Here is a 17,128-nt window from a genome sequence, read left to right on the forward strand (position 1 = left end):
GTTTTCGATCATGCGCACCGCCGTTCAGCCCGGGTTTTCTAACTTCAGATCGTCAACCGGGCCGGCCTGGGTGGCGGTCGGTATTTGGTCTCGGCCTTCGGTTCCCGGGTGGCTGAGCAGAACGCACAAGACGGATGAGTGGACCGAAGAATACGCGCGCCATCACTCCGACCGGGGTGGCGTCGACCTGGCGCTGGCTCGGTCCTCCGGCGGCCACGGAATACATCGTTGCCTCGAGTTCATTCGAGGCGGCATCGAGGGCAAGCGGCAGGAGGCGCCCGCAAAACGGCAAGACCGCCGGCGCCCCGCGTCCATGCGGACACTCGTGCGCCCCTAACAGATCTCGCCCGGCCATCCGCACCCTACTCGTCCATGACAAGATGACCATCCTCGAATGCCCAGTAGGCCACGAGATCCTGGCCCATTTCCAAGGGCAGGTTCGAAAGCTCTTCGTGGCTTTTCTGAACGCGGATTTCCTGCCCGTCTTTGGTTTCGAGGTAGATCGTGGCCGTGGCTCCGATGAATTCCTCGCCCATCATCTTCACGGGAATGGCGTTGACACGACCCGAGGGCGGTGTGCGCGCGAGGTTCGTCTTGGTGTCGAGAACCGTCAGGGTCGCGGTCTTGCCCACCGACACGTCAGAAGTCAGGTCCGAAGACGCAAGGGTGAGCGCGCCCACGGAGGTGTCGAGCGTCACGGTCTTTCCGTTCGCAGCCGTCACCCTCCCCGTGAACATGTTCGACGAGCCGAGGAAGCCGGCGACGAACCGGGTTCGTGGCGTGCGGTAAATCTCTTGCGGCGTGCCGATCTGTTCGATCTTGCCACGGCTCATGATGACGACCCGGTCGGCCATCGAAAATGCTTCCGATTGGCTATGGGTCACGTAGACGAAGGTGATCCCGGTCTCACGCTGGAGGCTTTTCAGGACCGACTGCATCCGCACCTTGAGCGCGGCATCAAGTGCGGAGAGCGGCTCGTCCAGGAGAAGGATCTCGGGCTCGACCACCAGGGACCGGGCAAGCGCGACCCGCTGCCGCTGGCCGCCGGAAAGCTGCGAGATGTTACGTCCGGCGAATTCGGCGATCTGCATCCGGTCAAGCCATTGCTCCGCCCGGCGGCGCCGTTCGGCCTTGCCGACCCCACGCATCTTGAGGGCGAATTCGACATTCTCGATCACGTTCAGAAACGGAAAGAGCGCGAGGCTCTGCCAGACCATCGGCGTGTCGCGGCGCCATGTTGGCAGGTCGTTGATCGGCTTGCCGGAGAGACGGATCATTCCCTCGGTCGGCGCTTCGAGCCCCGCGAGCATTCTCAGCGTCGTGGTCTTGCCACAGCCGGAAGAGCCCATGATCGCGAGGAACTCGCCCTTGCCGATCTCGAAGTCCATGCGTTGAACGGCGACGAATTCGCCGAAGCGCTTGACCACGCCATCGAAGGAAACCAGCGTATCCTTATTCATGTTCTGCTCCTATTCGTCCGCTGCCGGACGGGCCCCTGCGCCGCGATCGGTCAGGAGAACCTGCGCGATGATCACGAGCGTCATGGATGTGACGAAAACGAAAGTGCCGATGGCGTTGATCCGGGGGCTGACCTGGCCTTGCAGGAAGCCCAGCACCTTGACGGGAAGCGTCTCGTTCAGGCCCGAGACGAACCAGGCGATGGCGAATTCATCGAAGGACACGGCCATGGTAATGAAAAGCGCGCCGAAGATCGCCGGTTTGGCGAAGGGCACGATGACATGGCGCATCGCCGCCCACTCGGACGCGCCGAGATTCCAGGCCGCCGCCTCCAGGTCCGGGTCCATCTGCGACAGGCGCAACCGGATGATCGCCATGGCGAAGGGGGCGCAGATCACGACATGGGCGATGATGACCGACAGCGCGTTGCCCGAAAGATTGATGCGCGACAGATAGGCCAGCATCGCAAGCCCGAGGATCACCACCGGGATCGTTGGCGGCAGAAGCGCGAGCGCGAGATAGACCTGCTTTCCGAAGAACTTGTAGCGGTAGTCGGTATAGGCCGCGCCGAAGCCGAGCGCCGTTGCGACGACGCCCACGATCACGCCGACGAAAAGGGTGTTGCGCAGGCCCTGCCACACAAGAGGATCCGACGCGACCGCCTGATACCATTCGAGCGAGAAATGCCCGAGCGGGATCGACGGAAAGCGGTCGGAATTGAAGGAAAAGACGAAACTTGCCGCAATCGGCGCAAAGACGAACGCGTAGCCGAGGACGACATAGGCCTTCAACGCGAGATCAACGGCCCGGTTGCGATTGATGTTGGTGGTACCCGAGTCGCTCATTTGGTGCGCCCCTTGTAGGCGAAGCGGACGGCGGCGAAAGCCACGACCAGAAGCGTGCCGATCATGGTCAGCGCGATGACGGCCGCGCGGGGCCACTGCTGTCCGGATTTCGTTGTGTCGGTGATCAGGATCGAAAGGGTCGTCGGATCGCCGCCACCGAGGTAGATCGGGCTGACGAAATCGCCGAAACTGAGGATGAACGCGAAGAGCGCGGCAATGACCAGGCCCACCCGCGCCGAGGGAATAATGACGGCGAAAACCGTGCGCATCCGCCCGCAGCGCAGGTTATGCGCGGCCTCAATGAGCGTGCGGTCCACGAAGACGAGGCTGAAGAGTTGAAGAAGCACCACGAGCGGGAATGTCAGCGTGAGATAGCCAATCATCGTCGCCCCGACGGTATTCAAAAGCGAAAACGGTCCAAGCCCGATCCAGCCGAGCATGACGTTGATGATGCCGGCATCCGAGAGAAACACCTGCCAGGAATAAACCCGCACGAGGTAGCTCGTGAAAAACGGGATCACCATCAGGAATACCGCCCAGCGTCGCGCCGTGTCGGACAGCTTGAAAGAGATCGCGTAGGCACAGGGAAAGGCGAGGACGCTGACCAGCGCGGATGCTGCGGCGGCCATCGCAAGGGTGGTACCGTAGGCCTGCCAGAAGACCGAGCGGCCATACATTGTAGCCCAGTTCACGGCGTCGAAATCCGGCTGCATCCGGAAGTTCTTTACCGTCCAGAAGCTGAGCGCCACCAGGAAGACCAGTGGAAACACGAAGAACAGCAGCTGCCAGATCAGGAGCGGCAGCGAGAAGGTGAGACCGTAGAGGGTCAGGGATCTTCGCATTCGAAAGGGCTCCAGCTGGAAGGCAATTCCGGGCCGACGGGGGGCTCCCGTCGGCCCTCAAGAGGCTCAGGCGCCCTTGTATTCGGACCAGAAGTCGTTCCAGTCTTCGAGGCTCTGCTGCACCGGCCACTGCCGATACTTGATCCGCCCGGCCCGGATCATGTCGATCGCGTTGCCGGCGTCCTTGGTCATCCCCTGGCGCTTGGCTTCATCCGGGTTCTCGGCTTGCAACACTTCCCAGCCCTTCTGGTTGGGGATGAGCGCGGGATAGGCGGCCATCTGGGCCGATTTCGCCTGCCCCTTGGCCGAGGTGATGTACTGGATCCATTTCTTGGCGAGGTCGGCCTTGGCCGAGCCCTTGCCGATGGAGAAGCATTCCGACCACTGAAGGCCACCTTCCTCCGGAATGGCCGAACGGACCTTGGCGCCGTTCTTCTCGAGCACGCCGGTGATCCAGTCGCCGATCCCCGCGAAGGCCAGCATCTGACCGTCGTTGAGCGACGAGAAGGTTCCGCCGTAGTCGAAGAAACCGCCGACCTGCGGGCGCAGCGACATGGTCTTTTCCTTGACGGCCTGCCAGGCGGCCTCGTCGATGTCGTAGGGGTTTGCATTGCCGTTCAGCAGGCTGATCTGACCGAGGTTGGGCAGGTGCCAGTCGAAATGCCCGACCTTGCCCGTCAGCTTCTCGTCCCAGAAGACATTGTAGGTCGATGCCTCGGCCTCGGTCAGGGCCTCGGTATTGTAGGCGACGCCGAGGAAACCAAATCGCGTCACGAGCGAGAACAGCTTTCCGTCGCTCCAGTTTCCGGGGAAGTTCTGGAATTCGGGGAAGTAGTCGGAAATGGCGTAGTCGTTCGGATCAAGCTCCTCAACGTAACCCGCCTCGTTCAGCGCCTGCACATATTCGGCATCCGAAAGGATCACGTCGAAAGTGCCGGCCGGCGATTGCGAGATGAGGCCCAGCATGTTGTCGCCGCCAGTGTAGTACTTCGGGACGAACTTTACGTTGTTCTCGGCCTCGAACTCCGCCACGACGTCGGGCTCGGCATGTCCGTACCAGGCAAGCATCGTGAGTTCCGTCGGCGCGGCGAAGGCGCGGCGCGACAACATCGGCGTCGCGAGAACCGCAGCGCCGCTTGCGAGAAGCGATCTGCGTGTAAGCCTCATATCATTGGAATTCAGTTCCGACATGTGTGACTCCCTGTCTCATGTGGCAGCTTTGGCTGTAGAGCCTCACGCTAGGCCATGGGTGGATGGAGACAAAATCGGTTCTTGAAATCGCTAGATTTGTGGTCGTTATACGTTCGATCTTTACGCAACCTGGCAGCGCAGGAATTTGTTTTTCCCCATGAATGCGCTGTCCGGGGGCTGGCTCCGACGCGCGAAGCAATCAGCTTTTCAGAGGAGTAATGCCGGATCCAACGCTTTCGAGCGATGCGACGAGTTCGCTCACAAGCTGCAAGCCGGCCGCTGACAACCGCGGATGCTTGTAAAAGAGCCCGACGCGAAGCGGCTCCAGCGCGGGGAAACCTTCTGCTTCACTAAGCGCCCGCATCCCGGGGAGCATGGTCGCCTTTGTCAGCGCCGTCACGCACAAACCGTTGAGAACCGCGTTTTGGAGCCCGGAGATGCCAGGTCCGGTATAGACCACGCGCCATCGCCGTTCGATCGCGTCAAGCGCTTGGATCATGCGTGCCCGGTACTCACAGCCTTCCGGGTGCGCGCCGATGGGAACCGGGCGGTGGACAACATCCTCAAACCCTTCCGCCGCCGCCCAGATGGGCTGCTCGACCCACACGCGCGAAAGGTATGGCATCCGGGTCTCCGACATCATGGCAATGATGATGTCGAGATCATCACCGCGCAGATGTTGATGAAGCTCCCGGCTGAGGTCGCAATGAATCTCAAGCTCCACGTCGGTGTGATCCCGAATGAAGTTGGTGATGGCCCCCTGCAGAAACGCAACCGCGTAATCGGTGGGCAACCCGATCCGCAATACGCCGGTCTTGTGTGAGCGGTGGAAGTATCCCACTGCCTCGTCGTTGATGCGGATCATCTCGCGCGCGTAGCTCAGGAGTGCTTCACCCGTGGGCGTCGGCTGGACCGAGCGGCCCTCCTGCGTCAGGATCGGTGCGCGCACGAGTTCTTCGAGCCGCCGGATCTGGAGCGAGATCGCCGGCTGGCTTCGTCCGAGGAACGCGCCCGCTTTCGAATGGCCCCCCAGCTCGACGACCGCGATGAATGTCCTGAGCAAGTCGGTTGGAAGGTTCGTGATGGCGGCCATGCATTTGCGACCCTAATCGAAAGATTGGAACAATCTATTTTCTTGATGAAAGGTCGGCAAGCTAGTTTCACGACAGTTCATTCAAAGAGGGCACCATGCCGACGACAACCGCCTTCGCATCCGAACTGACCTGGCCGGACTATGATGCGGCGGTCAGGACGGGACAGACCCCGATCCTGATCCCCATCGGGTCGATGGAACAGCATGGCCATCACATGCCGCTGCATGTGGACGTGCTTCTCCCCACGGAATTCGCCCGCCGTGTCGCGCTGGAGATCGGCGCCCTAGTCGCGCCACCCTTCACCTATGGCTACAAGTCGCACCAGAAATCAGGCGGTGGCAATCATCTTCCCGGCACCACGAGCCTCGACGGCGCAACCCTGGTGGCCGCGCTGAAGGATGTGGTCAAGGAGTTCAGCCGCCACGGCGTGCGCAAGATCTGCCTCGTGAACGGACATTACGAGAATTCGTGGTTCATCATCGAAGCGATCGACCTTGCCCTGCGCGAGTTGCGCTGGGACGGTGTGACCGACGTCAAGGTCGTCGTGCTGTCCTATTGGGATTTCGTCCACGAAGAGGCGATCGCAAAGCTCTATCCCGACGGCTTCCCCGGCTGGGCGGTCGAGCATGGAGGTGTCCTGGAGACCTCGCTCATGATCGCGCTTTATCCGGACCTGGTCCAACTCGAACGCGCCGTCGACGTCAAGCCCGCGACCTTTCCGCCCTACGACGTGTATCCCGTGAAGCCGGAGTGGACGCCCGCTCCCGGCACGCTCTCCTCGCCGAAGGACGCGTCCGTCGAAAAGGGCCATATCCTGCTCGACGTCTGCACCAAGGGCATCGTCGAAGCGCTCCGGACCGAGTTCGGCTAAACCTTCCCATTCTCCCGAGACTTGGGGGCCGCCAGCGGCCCCCTTCTTTTTTTTGCCGACGCCTAGAGGATGCTCAGACAAGCAAAGGCCCGGGTCGAGCCCGGGCCTTTTCGGTGTCGCGGTGGCGCAGATCAGTTGCGGATGATGTTGTGCTCGGGACCGAAGGGGAAGCCCGTGATGTTGTCGGCGCCGTCCTCGGTCACGATAAGGATGTCGTGCTCGCGGTAGCCGCCGGCACCCGGCATTCCCTCCGGCAGCATCACCATTGGCTCCATGGAGACGACCATGCCCGGCCTCAGCTCGGTCTCGATATCCTCGCGCAGTTCGACCCCGGCCTCACGCCCGTAGTAATGGCTCAGTACGCCGAAGGAATGCCCGTAGCCGAAGGAGCGGTACTTCAAGAGATCCCACTGCCGGTACATGTCGTTGAGTTCGAGCGCGATCTCGTTGCATTTCGCACCGGGCTTGATCAGCTCCAACCCGCGCCGGTGAACGGCCACGTTCTTCTCCCAGATATCGAGGCTCGCATCGTCGCAGCTGTCGCAGAAAAGCGTCCGTTCCAGCGCGGTGTAGTAGCCGAAGATCATTGGGAAGGTGTTGAGCGACAGGATATCACCAGACTTGATTTTCTTGTTGGTGACCGGGTTATGGGCACCGTCGGTGTTGATGCCGGACTGAAACCACGTCCAGGTGTCCATCAGTTCGACGAATGGGAACGAATTGGCGATCTCGCGGATCATTGCATTGGTCGAGGCAATCGCAACTTCGTGCTCTGGAACGCCCGCGCCGATCGCAGCTGCGCAGGCCGCGCCGCCCACGTCGCAAATACGCGCACCGGTCCGGATCAGCTTGTGCTCTTCCGCCGACTTGACCGATCGCATCCACATCGACGGTTGCGCGATGTCGACGAATTCCACGCCCGGCAACGCCGCCTCGAGCTGCTTGCGGTAGTCGAGATTGACGTGGTCGAACTCGATCCCCAACCGCTTGACGCCCGGCGTCAGCTGTCGCACGGCGCGGTAGAAGTTGTCGCGCCGCCAGTCGGTGTAGGTGATGTTGTTGCCGAAACTGCGCCGCCAGGGCTGACCGCCGTCGATGCCGGCGGAGATTGTGGTGGCGTTGTCCTGCGTGATGACCATGCCGTACTTCCGGCCGAAATAGCAGTAGAGCCAGCCCGAATAGTAGTTGATGCAGTGGTAGGAGGTGAAGAGCGCCGCATCGACGTCGTTGTCAGCCATCCATTTGCGGACATCGTCCTGACGACGCTTCATTTCGGCGTCCGAGAACGGCGAGTAATCCTTGTCTCCGTTATGCCACTCCATCACGTGGAGCATGTCTTCAGTCATGTGGTTCATGGGATCTGTCCTCTTCCATAGCCGCAACGATTGCCGATGAGCGTAACTGCGATCTGGAATGCGCGGAAATTTGTTCTGGAAATCCTCAGATTTGGGCGGCTTTAAAGGGCCAGATTGCCTTGCTGGATCAACGTAGTTTTTCAGACGAAAGCGGGAGCACAGATTGCCCGGCCAGTGACAGCTCTGCCATCGGCCGGACGTTTGCCTTCGCCGAGCTTGCCGAGCGCGAGGGGATCGCGCCTTCGTACATGAGCCGCGTCCTCCGCCTGACCCTGTTCGCGCCCGACATCGTCGAGGCGATCGTGGACGGAAGCAGGGGCTGGAGGTAACGCTTGTTCGCTTGCTGGAGTCATTTCCGTTGGCGTGGGAGCAGCAGCGGCCCAGCCGCGCGTGATCGGCGCAGGCGGAGGTTCTCCAGACCGGATTGGAACATCCGTGCTACACTTCGCAAGGGAACCGCCGTCCCAGCATTCCATGCTGAGGGCTTGTCACGGCTTCCGATGTTCCTAGGAGGATCAGATGTCAGACTATAGGGTCGGGTATTTCGTCGGCAGCCTTGCAAAAGGCTCGATCAACCGAAAGCTTGCCAAGGCGCTCGTTCGCCTGGCACCCTCAGAGTTGCAAATGCAGGAGATCCCGTTTGGCGATCTTCCACTCTACAGCTATGATTACGATGCAGATTATCCGCCCGTCGCAAAGGATTTCAAGGCAGCGATTGCTGCGGTCGATGCAGTTCTCTTCGTTACCCCGGAATACAACCGCTCAATCCCCGGCGGCCTGAAGAACGCCATTGACTGGGCAAGCCGGCCATGGGGCCAGAATTCGTTCACCCGAAAACCCTCGGGCATCATCGGCACTTCGCCGGGGGCCATCGGGACTGCTGTCGGACAACAGCACCTCAAAAGCATCCTCGGCTTTTGCAATTCGCCGATGATGAACGCGATCGAAGCCTACATCCAGTTCACGCCGGATCTGATCTCTGACGATGGTAAAGTAAGCGTCGCATCGACAGAAACCTTTCTGCGAAACTACATGTCCGAGTTTCGCGACTTCACCAGACGCGTCCTGACGGTCTATCCCCGCACCGCGTGACATCAGAGCGCATCGAACGATGCGAGTCATCCGGACTGCGGCGATTACATTGCGCCGTCGCTGCCGCAGATGTTGGTCTGGTCCGGCGGTACGCCCTTCGGCAGGGCGGCGGCGCCCTCGGCCTCCTCGCAATGCACGCCTTCCATGCCGACACTATAGCAGGTCATCGATAGAGAACTGCAGACCGCTGAAGGCACGCTACATCTCTTCGTCGCCATCGACCGCACCAGCAAGTTCGCTGTGACCCAACTTGTCGAAAAGGCTGACAGACGGACGGCGTGGAAATTCCTGGAGCATCTGCTCAAGACCGTTCCCTACCGCATCCATACGATCCTCACTGACAATGGCATCCAGTTCGCTGAGCAGCCCGGGAACCGGAACACGGCCTATTCCCGGCAGATGCGCTTCGACATGATTTGCGAGGCAAATGAGATCGAACACCGCCTGACCAAGCCAAACCACCCCTGGACCAATGGCCAGGTCGAGCGGATGAACCGAACGATCAAGGAGGCCACCGTCAAACGGTTCCATTACGACGGCCACGACCAACTCCGCACCCATCTCGCGGACTTCATGGCGGCCTGCAACTTCGCTCGCAGGCTCAAGACCCTCAGTGGTCTCACACCCTACGAATACGTCTGCAAAGTCTGGACTTCAGAGCCGGACAGATTCATCGTCGACCCAATCCACCAGATGCCGGGACTGAACAACTGGCTCGCCATCTATGCGCTCTCGCACATCGACTAGGAAGCGCCGGACGCGGTCCCGTTGGCAGCAAGCTGCTTCATTGGATCTAAAGGTGCCTGAAGAATCGGAATGCGGGCGGGGTCGAGTATCGGTTCTGCTTCCTGAAAGAAGGAGCGCTGCTCTCTGGCTCCAGGCATGCCCGAGCAATTTCACCCTTCGTGCCGGGAAGCCCCTCGACGATAACGACATGCACCGTCGCGGCGGCCTGTCGCCGTCTGCGGGCCGCCTGGTATTCGGTGGAGTAGTAGCAGGCCCGCGCATCTGCAAGCGATGCAAACTCGATCACCACGTGACGGTCAAGTACGGGGCCCTCAAGAACTTCGGCCGCCCCGCCCCGCGCTAGGAACCGCGCCCCGTGCGCGGCAAAGGCCGCCGGGGCAAGCGCCTGGTAGCCGGCATAGGCTAAGGGATCGGTCACCGTGACATGGGCAATCCAATAGGCTTTCATGACCGGTCTTCCAGCAAGTCCCGCGCAATTTCGGCGGCGTCGCGCAAATGGTCCCGAACCGCTTCGGCGGCGCCTTCGGCGTCGTTGGCGCAGATCGCGCCGCAGATCCGGGCCATATGGCTCGGGCCAGAGATGCGGCGGTCGGTCGTCGCAAGCGTCAGCGCCCTCAGCCGGGAAATCCGGCTGTTCAGGCGCTGAACGATTTCCCACGCGATCTCATGCCCGGCGGCGAGGAATATCGTCTCATAGAACGTTGTCGTGGCGGCATAGAGCTTGCGCGCGTCGGCATCGCCGAAAGCGGCTTCGAGGTCCGAGAGCGCCGCGCGCAGGCGGTGCTTCACGGCATCGTCGGCAACCTTGGCACAGTCGGCGGCCGCCTCGGATTCCAGCAGACGGCGGATGTCGTAGATCTGCCGCGCGCGTGGCCAGTCCAGCCCCGCCACAACAGGGCCGCTGCGCGGAAGGATTTCAACCAGCCCCTCGGCCTCAAGATAGCGGATTGCTTCGCGCACGACGGACCGGGAGACGCCGAGTTGGTCGCAAAGTGTGCGCTCCACCAGCCGGTCGCCGCCAACGAAGTGGCCCGAGATGATGGAATCGCGCAGCCGATCCACCGCCAGTTCCCTGAGCGTGGTGGGCGGATGGTCGATCCGCAGATCGTGTTCGGGCTTCTGATCCATGGCCGCAGATTAGCCGCGCCCTCTGCGCCATTCAAGCTAATATTGACATACGGTATGATGGTATACCAACATACCAACCTAACGAATCGGAAGGACCCAGGGCATGCCGGCGCAGATCCGCAAGACGCTCATCACCATCGAAACGACGCTGGTCGAAGGCGGCCGCGCAGCGCCAAGGCCGCTCAAGCTGATCGCGGCGGCGGCGGTGCTGAAGAACCCATGGGCCGGCCGTGGCTTCGTCGAGGATCTCAAGCCCGAGATCCATGATGCCGCCCCAGAATTGGGCGCGCTGCTGACCGGGATGATCCTCGATGCGGCGGGCGGCGCCGAGATGGTCGAAGGCTATGGCAAGGCGGCCGTCGTCGGCCTCGACGGAGAATTGGAGCATGCGAATGCGCTGATCCACACGCTGCGCTTCGGCAACCACTACCGCCAGGCGCTGGGGGCCAAGACCTATCTGGCCTTCACCAGCGTCCGGGGACCGGCGAATTGCGCCGTGATGATCCCGCTGATGGACAAGCATGACGAAGGCCGCCGCTCGCACTACCAGACCATCCATTTCGCCATCCCCGACGCTCCGGCGGCGGACGAGATCGTCGTCGCGCTCGGCGCCTCGACCGGCGGACGGCCGCATCACCGCATTGGCGACCGTTATCAGGACCTGAAGGATCTTGGCCATGATGTCGCGAACCCTGCGGCTGTCTGACGGTTCTGCCGTCCGGCTGCTTGAGGCCGGGGTAGGAGAGCCGCTGCTGCTGATCCACGGTGTCGGTCTCAGGGCCGAGGCCTGGGGACCGCAGATCGCGGCGCTGTCCGTAGGGGCGCATGTCATTTCTGTCGATATGCCGGGCCACTGTGGCAGCGATCCGTTGCCGGCCGGCGCCTTGCTTCCCGACTATGTCGCCTGGGCCGCCCGTGTGATCGCGGCGCTGGGGCTGGGCCCGGTCAATGTTGCCGGCCATTCCATGGGCGCGTTGATCACGGCGGGGCTGACGGTGGAACATCCGTCGCTTGTCCGGCGTGCGGCACTCCTGAACGGCGTCCATCGCCGCAGTGCCGAGGCGCGGGCAGCGGTCGAGGCACGCGCGGCCGAAATCGCCGCCGGCGCAAACGGGATCGAGGTGCCGCTGGCGCGCTGGTTCGGCCCCGACGATGACATCTGCCGCGCGAAGGTTGCCGAGTGGCTGGGGGCCGTCGATCCGGCGGGCTATGCCGCCGCCTACCGCGCCTTCGCCGAGGGCGACGATGTCTATGCCGACCGGATCGGCGCCATCCGCTGCCCGCTTCTGGTCCTGACCGGCGACGGCGACGCAAATTCCACCCCGGCGATGGCCGGGGCGATGGCCACCATGGCAGGCAGGGGGCGGGCCGTGGTGATCGGCGGACACCGGCACATGGTCAACCTGACGGCACCTGACCGGGTCAGCGCCGAAATGCAAACCTGGCTGCAAACACCAGAAGGGGCAGGCATGAGCGGAACCACCCTGGACCCCCGCGTATTGCGCGACGCCTTCGGATGCTTCATGACCGGGGTGACCGTCGTCACGGCAATGGATGCCGAGGGCAAGCCGCTGGGCTTCACCGCCAATTCCTTTTCGTCGGTCTCGCTCGATCCGCCGCTCCTGTTGATCTCCATCGCCAACAGTTCCCGCAATGCGGCCGCGTTCCGGGCCGCTCCGGGGTTTGCGATCAACATCCTCGCCGAGGGGCAAAAGGAGGTCTCCGCCACCTTTGCCCGCCCGGTCGAGGACCGCTTTGCCACCGTGCACTGGCGCAAGGGGCCGGTCGGATCGCCGCTGATCACCGGGGTCTCCGCCTGGTTCGACTGCACGCTGGAGCAGGCGGTGGCGGCCGGAGATCACACGATCCTCATCGGCCGAATTGGGGACTTCGGCGCGACGCCTGCTCCGGGGCTGGGCTACTATCGCGGGGCTTATATCACCCCGGCGCAAACCGCCGCGCAACTGCCGACAGGCCCGGATGTGGTCGTCTCCGTCATTCTGGAAGCGGCCGGTCAGGTGCTGCTTGTCGATGGCGGACAGGGCGGGCTGACGCTTCCAACCGCACGGGTCGGCCGGGAAGGCATGCAGGCCGTACTGGACCAGTTGATCGCGGGAACCGGTCTTTCGGCGGAACCCGGTTCCATCTACGCAGTCTATGAAGACATCGCCCAGGGCCGGCAGCATATCGCCTTCCGCTGCGCCGCCGAACAGGGTCAGCCACGGCGCGGCGCCTTCGTCGACCTCACCCCCGCAGAGATGGCCGAGGTGACCGATCCTGCGATGCGCACCATGCTGGAACGGCTGGCCGAAGAGGCGCGCATCGGCAACTACGGAATCTATTTCGGCGACCACCAACGGGGCCGCGTGCAAAGGACCGAGGAAAGGTAAGTCATGAAGTTCTCTCTTTTCATCCATATGGAGCGCGTCTCGGCCGAGGAGGACCAGAAGCAGCTTTATGACGAGATGATCGCGCTTTGCCGCATCGCCGACGAAGGCGGGATGCATGCCATCTGGACGGGTGAGCATCACGGCATGAACTTTACCATCGCGCCGAACCCGCTTCTGAACCTCGTCGATCTGGCGCATCGCACGAAGAACGTCCGCCTTGGCACCGGCACCGTCATCGCGCCTTTCTGGCATCCGATCCGCCTTGCGGGCGAGGTGGCGATGGCCGACATCATCACCGGCGGACGGCTTGACCTCGGCATCGCGCGGGGGGCCTACAGTTTCGAATACGAACGACTGATGCCCGGCCTCGACGCCTGGGGCGCGGGCGGGCGGATGCGGGAGCTGATCCCGGCCATCAAGGGGCTGTGGCAGGGCGATTACGCCCATGACGGCGAATACTGGCAGTTTCCGAAAACCACTTCCTCCCCCATGCCGGTGCAGGAGCCGCACCCGCCGATCTGGGTTGCGGCCCGCGATCCGAACAGTCACGACTTCGCCGTCTCGCAAGGCTGCAACGTGCAGGTCACGCCGCTGCATCTGGGCGATGAGGAGGTGCAAAGCCTGATGGACCGCTTCAACGCCGCCTGCGCCAAGTTCCCCCAGATCGCGCGCCCGAAGATCATGGTCCTGCGCCACACCTATGTCGCAGACAGCGAGGCCGACGCTGAGAAGGGCGCGGAAGAACTGAACATGTTCTACAACTACTTCGGCGCCTGGTTCAAAAACGAACGCCCCATCTCCATGGGCCTGATCGAGACGCTGACGCCCGGGGAAGTGGCGGCCCATCCGTTCTATTCCGCGGATGCAATGCACAAGAACCAGATCGTGGGCGAGGCGCCCGAGGTGATCGAGAGGGTAAAATCCTACGAGGCGATGGGCTATGATGAGTTCAGCTTCTGGATCGACAGCGGGATGAGCTTCGACCGCAAGAAAGCCTCGCTCGAACGCTTCATCCGCGACGTGATGCCGGCCTTCGCCTGAGGACAGACCATGGACCGTTTCCAGCACTATATCGACGGACGTTTCGAGGACGCGGCCGAGGGGTTCGACAGCCTCGATCCCGCCACCGGAACCGCTTGGGCGCGGATGCCTGCCGCTTCCGCCGATGACGTGTGCCGCGCGGTCGACGCTGCGGATCGCGCCTTTGCCGGCTGGGCTGGAACCACGGCGACGGCGCGCGGCAAGCTGCTCTACCGTCTGGCCGATCTGGTGGCCGAGGCCGCGCCGCGTCTGGCCGCGCTGGAAACCCGCGACACCGGCAAGATCATCCGTGAAACCACAGCCCAGATCGCCTATGTCGCGGAATACTATCGCTATTACGCCGGCCTCGCCGACAAGATCGAGGGGGCGCATCTGCCCATCGACAAGCCCGACATGGAGGTCTGGCTCAGGCGTGAGCCGGTGGGCGTGGTGGCGGCGGTCGTGCCGTGGAACAGCCAGCTCTTCCTCTCGGCAGTCAAGCTCGGCCCGGCGCTGGCGGCGGGTTGCACGGTCGTGCTAAAGGCCAGCGAGGACGGGCCCGCGCCGCTTCTCGACTTCGCCCGGCTCGTGTATCAGGCGGGGTTCCCGCCAGGTGTCGTCAACATCCTGACCGGCGGGCCGGAGGCGGGCCACGCGCTCACCACCCATCCGAAGATCGCCCATATCGCCTTCACCGGCGGGCCGGAGACGGCGCGTCACATCGTCCGCTCCTCGGCCGAGAATCTGGCGAAGGTCTCGCTGGAATTGGGCGGCAAGTCGCCCTTCATCGTCTTCGACGATGCCGACCTGGAGAGCGCCGCCAATGCGCAAGTCGCGGGGATCTTCGCCGCCACGGGGCAAAGCTGCGTCGCGGGATCGCGCCTTCTGGTCCAGCGCGGCGTGAAGGACGACTTTCTCGCACGGCTGAAGACCAAAGCCGAGGCGGTGACCATCGGCGCACCGGGCGCGATGGAGACGGAGGTCGGCCCGCTTTGCACCGCGCGGCAGCGCGAGCGCATCGACCGGATCGTGGCCGAGTCGGTCGCGGCGGGCGCAAGGCTGGTCACGGGTGGCCGGGTGCCGGACGGCCCGGGGTTCTACTATCCGCCGACGATCCTCGATTGCTCCGACACGCCGAACGCGGCCTCGGTCACCGAAGAGTTGTTCGGGCCGGTTCTCTCGGTCGTCGCCTTCGAGACCGAGGAAGAGGCGCTGCGGCTGGCCAATGACACCGCCTATGGTCTCGCCTCGGGCGTCTTCACCCGCAGCCTGACGCTTGCGCACCGGATGATCCGGGGCATCCGCGCCGGCGTCGTCTGGGTCAACACCTACCGCGCCGTATCGCCAATCGCGCCCTTCGGTGGCCACGGGCTTTCCGGCCACGGCCGTGAGGGCGGGCTTGCGGCCGCGCTCGACTACACCGCCGTAAAGACCGTCTGGCTGCGCACCTCGGACGATCCGATCCCGGATCCCTTCGTGATGCGCTGACTTCTGGCGTCGGCTCGAAATGAGAATTCGGGAGGACGCTGCGCTCCCGATGGCCATGTGGGGCAACGGCAGCGATACGCAGCGGCGGCAAAAGACATGCATGAGATGAATAAGTGGTCGAAGTCTGCCTGCAGCGGACGAGTGCTTCGGCGGGTGTCGAATTGAGATTGGCGAATCCAGAGCTTTTGGAAACCCGTGCCTTCTTGGGGGGTGAATGGTCCGCGCGCGCGAAGCGTATTGCCGTGCATGATCCCGCCAACGGAACTCTGCTGGCGGAGGTCGCAGATTGTTCGCGCGCGGATGCGGTCGCAGCCATCGCGATGGCGCAGGCGGCGCTACCCGGCTGGGCAGCGCTGACCGGAAAGGAACGCGCCGGGATTCTGCGGCGCTGGTACGACCTGGTCGTCGCACATGCCGACGACCTTGCCGCAATCCTGACCGCTGAGATGGGCAAACCGCTGGCCGAGGCGAAAGGCGAAGTGCTGTACGGCGCGTCCTACATCGAATGGTTCTCTGAAGAGGCGAAGCGCATCTATGGTGAAGTTATCCCCGCCCACCAACGCGACAAGCGGCTTCTGGTGATCCGCCAGCCGGTCGGCGTGGTGGCAGCGATCACGCCCTGGAATTTCCCCAATGCGATGATCGCCCGCAAGCTGGCCCCAGCGCTGGCCGCCGGCTGCACCATTATCGCCAAGCCGGCAGCCGAAACGCCCCTTTCGGCGCTGGCGCTGGCAGTCCTGGCCGAACGCGCGGGGTTTCCCAAGGGTGTGCTCTCGATCATGCCGTCGACCGATGCTATCGGGCTGGGGCTCGAGTTCTGCGAAAACCCCGTGGTCCGCAAGATCAGCTTTACCGGATCGACCAACGTGGGCCGCATCCTGATGCGGCAGGGCGCGGCGCAGATCAAGAAACTGTCTCTGGAACTTGGCGGCAACGCGCCTTTCATCGTCTTTGAGGACGCCGACCTCGACGCTGCGGTACAGGGATGTTTGGCATCGAAATTCCGCAATGCCGGACAGACCTGCGTCTGTACGAACAGGATTTATGCCCAGTCCGGCATCCATGACGCATTCGTCGCAAGACTAACTGAGGCGGTAGCCGCCCTGCGGGTCGGGCCGGGAGATGAAGATGGCAGCGAAATCGGCCCCCTCATATCGGCTTCAGCCCTCCGCAAGGTCGAGGCGCACATAACCGATGCGATGGACCGGGGTGCCAAAGTTGCGACCGGCGGTGCGCGGCTCGAAGGCACGTTCTTCCAACCGACGGTTCTGACGGGCGTCACGCCCGCCATGGCGGTGGCCCGCGAGGAAACCTTCGGTCCGCTTGCCCCGGTCTTCCGATTCAGGACCGAAGCAGAGGTTGTCGCGGCCGCAAATGATACCGAGTTCGGACTCGCGTCATACGTCTTTACCAGCGATATTGGGCGGGTCTGGAGAATGATGGAGGCGCTCGAATACGGAATGGTTGGTGTCAACACCGGCCTGATCTCTACCGAGATCGCCCCTTTTGGCGGCATCAAGCAATCGGGCATCGGCCGAGAAGGCAGCCGCCACGGAATCGAGGACTACCTGGAACTGAAATACGCCTGCCTGAGTGTCTGAAACGCG

At 62.9% G+C, this 17,128-nt stretch carries 17 protein-coding genes and 1 pseudogene; 9 read left to right on the forward strand and 9 right to left on the reverse strand.

What is annotated here, in order from left to right; translation table 11 throughout:
* Positions 1-362: 362 nt before the first annotated feature.
* The 5 genes from V5734_RS11920 to V5734_RS11940 form a co-directional block, all read right to left on the reverse strand.
* The gene (locus tag V5734_RS11920; protein ID WP_347309879.1) at positions 363-1,460 is read right to left on the reverse strand and encodes an ABC transporter ATP-binding protein; all 1,098 of its coding nucleotides are present in this window, start codon (positions 1,458-1,460) and stop codon (positions 363-365) included.
* Between the two features lie 9 nt (positions 1,461-1,469).
* The gene (locus tag V5734_RS11925; RefSeq protein ID WP_347309880.1) at positions 1,470-2,303 is read right to left on the reverse strand and encodes an ABC transporter permease; all 834 of its coding nucleotides are present in this window, start codon (positions 2,301-2,303) and stop codon (positions 1,470-1,472) included.
* Positions 2,300-3,145 carry an ABC transporter permease gene (locus V5734_RS11930; RefSeq protein ID WP_347309881.1) on the reverse strand — a complete coding sequence of 282 codons (846 nt, stop codon included), beginning with the start codon at positions 3,143-3,145 and terminating at the stop codon, positions 2,300-2,302. Before V5734_RS11930 ends, V5734_RS11925 begins: the two co-directional genes overlap by 4 nt.
* Before the next feature lie 66 nt (positions 3,146-3,211).
* On the reverse strand, positions 3,212-4,336 hold the full coding sequence (locus V5734_RS11935; protein ID WP_347309882.1) for a polyamine ABC transporter substrate-binding protein: 1,125 nt from the start codon (positions 4,334-4,336) through the stop codon (positions 3,212-3,214).
* A 199-nt stretch (positions 4,337-4,535) separates the two neighbouring features.
* Positions 4,536-5,429, reverse strand: a complete 894-nt coding sequence (locus V5734_RS11940; RefSeq protein ID WP_347309883.1) for a LysR substrate-binding domain-containing protein — start codon at positions 5,427-5,429, stop codon at positions 4,536-4,538.
* A gap of 95 nt (positions 5,430-5,524) precedes the next feature.
* On the opposite strand from V5734_RS11940, the gene V5734_RS11945 reads away from it, so the two are divergent.
* Positions 5,525-6,301 carry a creatininase gene (locus tag V5734_RS11945; protein ID WP_347309884.1) on the forward strand — a complete coding sequence of 259 codons (777 nt, stop codon included), beginning with the start codon at positions 5,525-5,527 and terminating at the stop codon, positions 6,299-6,301.
* Between the two features lie 131 nt (positions 6,302-6,432).
* On the opposite strand, the gene V5734_RS11950 is transcribed toward V5734_RS11945, so the two are convergent.
* On the reverse strand, positions 6,433-7,647 hold the full coding sequence (locus V5734_RS11950; protein WP_347313625.1) for a M24 family metallopeptidase: 1,215 nt from the start codon (positions 7,645-7,647) through the stop codon (positions 6,433-6,435).
* A gap of 128 nt (positions 7,648-7,775) precedes the next feature.
* On the opposite strand from V5734_RS11950, the gene V5734_RS21580 reads away from it, so the two are divergent.
* Positions 7,776-7,985 carry a hypothetical protein gene (locus V5734_RS21580; protein ID WP_432759621.1) on the forward strand — a complete coding sequence of 70 codons (210 nt, stop codon included), beginning with the start codon at positions 7,776-7,778 and terminating at the stop codon, positions 7,983-7,985.
* 190 nt (positions 7,986-8,175) lie between these two features.
* On the forward strand, positions 8,176-8,748 hold the full coding sequence (locus V5734_RS11960; protein ID WP_347309885.1) for an NADPH-dependent FMN reductase: 573 nt from the start codon (positions 8,176-8,178) through the stop codon (positions 8,746-8,748).
* A gap of 44 nt (positions 8,749-8,792) precedes the next feature.
* Here the strand turns inward: V5734_RS11960 and V5734_RS11965 are convergent, their stop codons facing one another.
* Positions 8,793-8,915 (reverse strand): hypothetical protein, encoded by a 123-nt coding sequence (locus V5734_RS11965; protein ID WP_347309886.1) that lies wholly within the window; start codon positions 8,913-8,915, stop codon positions 8,793-8,795.
* A gap of 7 nt (positions 8,916-8,922) precedes the next feature.
* On the opposite strand from V5734_RS11965, the pseudogene V5734_RS11970 reads away from it, so the two are divergent.
* A pseudogene (locus V5734_RS11970) lies at positions 8,923-9,495 on the forward strand (DDE-type integrase/transposase/recombinase); the annotation flags it as partial.
* A gap of 46 nt (positions 9,496-9,541) precedes the next feature.
* On the opposite strand, the gene V5734_RS11975 reads toward V5734_RS11970, so the two are convergent.
* Positions 9,542-9,943: a DUF1330 domain-containing protein gene (locus V5734_RS11975; RefSeq protein ID WP_432759622.1), complete on the reverse strand. Its 402-nt coding sequence runs from the start codon at positions 9,941-9,943 to the stop codon at positions 9,542-9,544.
* The gene (locus tag V5734_RS11980) at positions 9,940-10,623 is read right to left on the reverse strand and encodes a GntR family transcriptional regulator (RefSeq protein WP_347309887.1); all 684 of its coding nucleotides are present in this window, start codon (positions 10,621-10,623) and stop codon (positions 9,940-9,942) included. The genes V5734_RS11975 and V5734_RS11980 overlap by 4 nt, the downstream gene beginning before the upstream one ends.
* 103 nt (positions 10,624-10,726) lie before the next feature.
* Here V5734_RS11980 and V5734_RS11985 point away from each other — a divergent pair, with 103 nt between their 5' ends.
* The 5 genes from V5734_RS11985 (at position 10,727) to V5734_RS12005 (ending at position 17,122) form a co-directional block, all read left to right on the forward strand.
* A complete protein-coding gene (locus V5734_RS11985) occupies positions 10,727-11,329 on the forward strand; it encodes an amino acid synthesis family protein (protein ID WP_347309888.1) in 603 nt (200 codons plus the stop codon).
* Positions 11,301-13,013 (forward strand): alpha/beta fold hydrolase, encoded by a 1,713-nt coding sequence (locus tag V5734_RS11990; RefSeq protein ID WP_347309889.1) that lies wholly within the window; start codon positions 11,301-11,303, stop codon positions 13,011-13,013. Before V5734_RS11985 ends, V5734_RS11990 begins: the two co-directional genes overlap by 29 nt.
* Before the next feature lie 3 nt (positions 13,014-13,016).
* The gene (locus V5734_RS11995) at positions 13,017-14,054 is read left to right on the forward strand and encodes an LLM class flavin-dependent oxidoreductase (RefSeq protein ID WP_347309890.1); all 1,038 of its coding nucleotides are present in this window, start codon (positions 13,017-13,019) and stop codon (positions 14,052-14,054) included.
* 9 nt (positions 14,055-14,063) lie between these two features.
* Positions 14,064-15,521, forward strand: coding sequence for an aldehyde dehydrogenase (locus V5734_RS12000; protein WP_347309891.1), 1,458 nt, complete (start codon positions 14,064-14,066; stop codon positions 15,519-15,521).
* A gap of 128 nt (positions 15,522-15,649) precedes the next feature.
* Positions 15,650-17,122: an NAD-dependent succinate-semialdehyde dehydrogenase gene (locus V5734_RS12005; RefSeq protein WP_347313626.1), complete on the forward strand. Its 1,473-nt coding sequence runs from the start codon at positions 15,650-15,652 to the stop codon at positions 17,120-17,122.
* Positions 17,123-17,128: the final 6 nt, after the last annotated feature.

It is taken from the genome of Defluviimonas sp. SAOS-178_SWC (assembly GCF_039830135.1).
In the GTDB taxonomy this organism is placed as follows: Bacteria; Pseudomonadota; Alphaproteobacteria; order Rhodobacterales; family Rhodobacteraceae; genus Albidovulum.

Excerpts from the sequence above, each read along its gene's own strand:
- V5734_RS11920 (WP_347309879.1), bottom strand. The coding sequence starts at position 1,460 with ATGAATAAGGATACGCTGGTTTCCTTCGATGGCGTGGTCAAGCGCTTC.
- V5734_RS11925 (WP_347309880.1), bottom strand. The coding sequence starts at position 2,303 with ATGAGCGACTCGGGTACCACCAACATCAATCGCAACCGGGCCGTTGAT.
- V5734_RS11930 (WP_347309881.1), bottom strand. The coding sequence starts at position 3,145 with ATGCGAAGATCCCTGACCCTCTACGGTCTCACCTTCTCGCTGCCGCTC.
- V5734_RS11935 (WP_347309882.1), bottom strand. The coding sequence starts at position 4,336 with ATGTCGGAACTGAATTCCAATGATATGAGGCTTACACGCAGATCGCTT.
- V5734_RS11940 (WP_347309883.1), bottom strand. The coding sequence starts at position 5,429 with ATGGCCGCCATCACGAACCTTCCAACCGACTTGCTCAGGACATTCATC.
- V5734_RS11945 (WP_347309884.1), top strand. The coding sequence starts at position 5,525 with ATGCCGACGACAACCGCCTTCGCATCCGAACTGACCTGGCCGGACTAT.
- V5734_RS11950 (WP_347313625.1), bottom strand. The coding sequence starts at position 7,647 with ATGACTGAAGACATGCTCCACGTGATGGAGTGGCATAACGGAGACAAG.
- V5734_RS11960 (WP_347309885.1), top strand. The coding sequence starts at position 8,176 with ATGTCAGACTATAGGGTCGGGTATTTCGTCGGCAGCCTTGCAAAAGGC.
- V5734_RS11965 (WP_347309886.1), bottom strand. The coding sequence starts at position 8,915 with ATGACCTGCTATAGTGTCGGCATGGAAGGCGTGCATTGCGAGGAGGCC.
- V5734_RS11975 (WP_432759622.1), bottom strand. The coding sequence starts at position 9,943 with ATGAAAGCCTATTGGATTGCCCATGTCACGGTGACCGATCCCTTAGCC.
- V5734_RS11980 (WP_347309887.1), bottom strand. The coding sequence starts at position 10,623 with ATGGATCAGAAGCCCGAACACGATCTGCGGATCGACCATCCGCCCACC.
- V5734_RS11985 (WP_347309888.1), top strand. The coding sequence starts at position 10,727 with ATGCCGGCGCAGATCCGCAAGACGCTCATCACCATCGAAACGACGCTG.
- V5734_RS11990 (WP_347309889.1), top strand. The coding sequence starts at position 11,301 with ATGATGTCGCGAACCCTGCGGCTGTCTGACGGTTCTGCCGTCCGGCTG.
- V5734_RS11995 (WP_347309890.1), top strand. The coding sequence starts at position 13,017 with ATGAAGTTCTCTCTTTTCATCCATATGGAGCGCGTCTCGGCCGAGGAG.
- V5734_RS12000 (WP_347309891.1), top strand. The coding sequence starts at position 14,064 with ATGGACCGTTTCCAGCACTATATCGACGGACGTTTCGAGGACGCGGCC.